Origin of the sequence: Vaccinium witches'-broom phytoplasma str. VAC, from assembly GCF_000309405.1 — a bacterium.
In the GTDB taxonomy this organism is placed as follows: domain Bacteria; phylum Bacillota_I; class Bacilli_A; order Acholeplasmatales; family Acholeplasmataceae; genus Phytoplasma.
This window is the reverse complement of record NZ_AKIN01000083.1, coordinates 1-2466: the sequence shown is the minus strand read 5'-3', so window position 1 is coordinate 2466 and position 2466 is coordinate 1. Positions and strand designations below refer to the sequence as shown.

Below are 2466 nucleotides of genomic sequence, written 5' to 3'. Positions count from 1 at the left end.
TTTGATGGCAGCTGGCGCAACATACTTTTTAAAAAATTTGTTTTTTCCTCCTAACAATACTCCTCCTGCTAATAAAATCCCTCCTACTGAAGTCAAAAGAATAGAGAAAGAAGATGAAACCACAAAAAAGTTCAATCCGACCGAAAGGAGTTGATAAAAGAAGAAGAAGTTGAACCTCACAAGCAAATACTTACTACCACAGAACAACCAAATAAACATCAAGAACGTTTTAAAGAAAAATGGTTGGACAATCCACAAACTCAAGAAGAAATACAAAAATTAGTCCAAGCAGAACAAGAGAAAAAACAACAGTTTGATCGTGATAAACAATTTTTAGAAACTAATCTAAAAGCTCAAGAATTAGAACTTTTAAATTTAGAAGCGGAAAACAATAATTATCAGAACTTATTAAAACAAAAAGAACAAGTTTTAGAAGCAAATAAGACCTTATCAGAACAAGAAAAAAACGCTTTAAACGAAGAAATAACAGCATTAAAAAATAATTTAACTCACAATACAGAACAATTAACTTTAAAAAATAAAACCATTGCTGATAATCAGCAAAAAATAACTACTTTAGAAGAACAGCTAAAACAACAAACCCAAGATTTAGAAAAATTAAGACAAGAAATTGAACAAAAAGAAAATATTATCCAAACGAAAGAACAAAATTTAGTCCATAATCAACAATTATCAACACAAGAAAAAGTTCTTTTACAAACTGAAATTGACACTTTAAAACAAAATTTACAAACAAATAAAATTAATTTTGAAGCTCAACTAGTATTGAAAGATGAAGAAATAAACCGTTTGAATAAAGATAAACACTTGTTAGAAGAGAAATTAGATCAAACCCAAGAAGAACAAAATAATTTAAGAGCTCAACACGAACAAGCTTTACAAGAAATTGCTACGCAAATTGAATATTATAAAACAAATGTGGCCGAATTAGAGCAAGAAGCCCTCCATTTAAAACAACAATCAGCTATTAATCAAGAGCAACAAGCCCAACATCAACAAGCATTGTTAACTAAACAACAACAGTTAAATAACTTAAATGAAAAAATAATTTCTTTAATAAACCAGAAAATGACTTTAGAACAAACAATAAGCAATTTAAGTCAAACTTACAAAGAATGGGAAAAAACCACTTTCGCTTATAATCCTAATTTATTAAACAATTTATCCAATACCTCCTCGTCTTCAGAGTATACGAAAAACAATAATAGATATTTTTATTCTAATAAACCATTTTTTGTAACTATAAAGCCTAATTTAAAGAAAGATAGTATGCAAGAAGCAAAAATGTTAGCACCAATAGAAAAACGCGAAGCCAAAACTATCAATAGTTTTAAACACACTATTAATGGTCAGGATTATTATTATATTAATATATATATTCCAAAAAATACTAATAAAATAAGCATTTATAACTATAATGAACGTACAACTGTCATTGAAAATACTAGCGGACATGATTTAAATTATTTTGATATCTCTTTCGGTGAAAATGCTAAAAATATTTCTTTATCACCTCCTCCTGTTGCAGCTATAAATGCATTATCTATTAAAGAACAAGAGTTAAACAAGATAACTCAAGAATTAAAAACAACTCAAGAACAATTAGAACCAGAACAAAAAGCTTTAAATGTTTTAATTACTCAACAACAACCTGATAATACTTTAGCTAACGAAATAGCCAAAAAAGAACAACATATTCAAAAATTAAAACAAGATTTAAATACTTTAGAATTAAAAGAACAAAGTTTTAAAACTGAAATTAATACTCTTAAAACAGAAAACAAAAATTTACGAGAACAACATACTAAAGAGTTATCCAAAGTTAAACAAGAATTGGATAAATCGCGCGAAGAAAACGAAACTTTAGAAAAAGAAATTCAAGTTATTCAAGCTAGTCTAGGTGATGATGAAAAAGTTAATCAAACCTTATTAAACCAATTACAAGATAAACAAAATAAAATTAAAGGTTTAAACGAAAAAATTACTTTATTACAAGAGAATGAAGAACAATTAAAAACCATTATTCAACAAAAAGATGAAGAAATACAACGTTTAAATGAGACCATTCAACAAAAAGATGAAGAAATAAACCGTTTAAATGCGATCATTAAAGAACAAATAGATCTTTATGTCCAACAAGGGCAAAAAATTAAAAATTTAGAAGCCCATATTCAAACCTTAGAAAAAACTATTAAAGATTTAGAAGATAAAAATACTACTTTAGAGGAAGAAAACCAACATCTTAAAGATATAATCGCTGATTTAAGAATTGAGGTTGAAAAATACAAACAAGACTTAGCTAATGAAAAAACTGCTCATCAAAAGACACAAGAAGATTTAAATAAGAAAATTAAAAAGTTTACAGATTTAGAAAAAGAAAAAAATACTTTAAAAAAACAATTAAAAAAACGCAGCGATGTATGGGAGAAAGCGAAAAAGACAGGA

Annotated in this window: 1 protein-coding gene; it reads left to right on the top strand. The window is 26.9% G+C overall.

The window, feature by feature from the left end:
* Positions 1 to 150 precede the first annotated feature (150 nt).
* The coding region (locus RI68_RS03475; protein WP_017193582.1) for a hypothetical protein at positions 151 to 2466 on the top strand (2316 nt) is incomplete at its 3' end.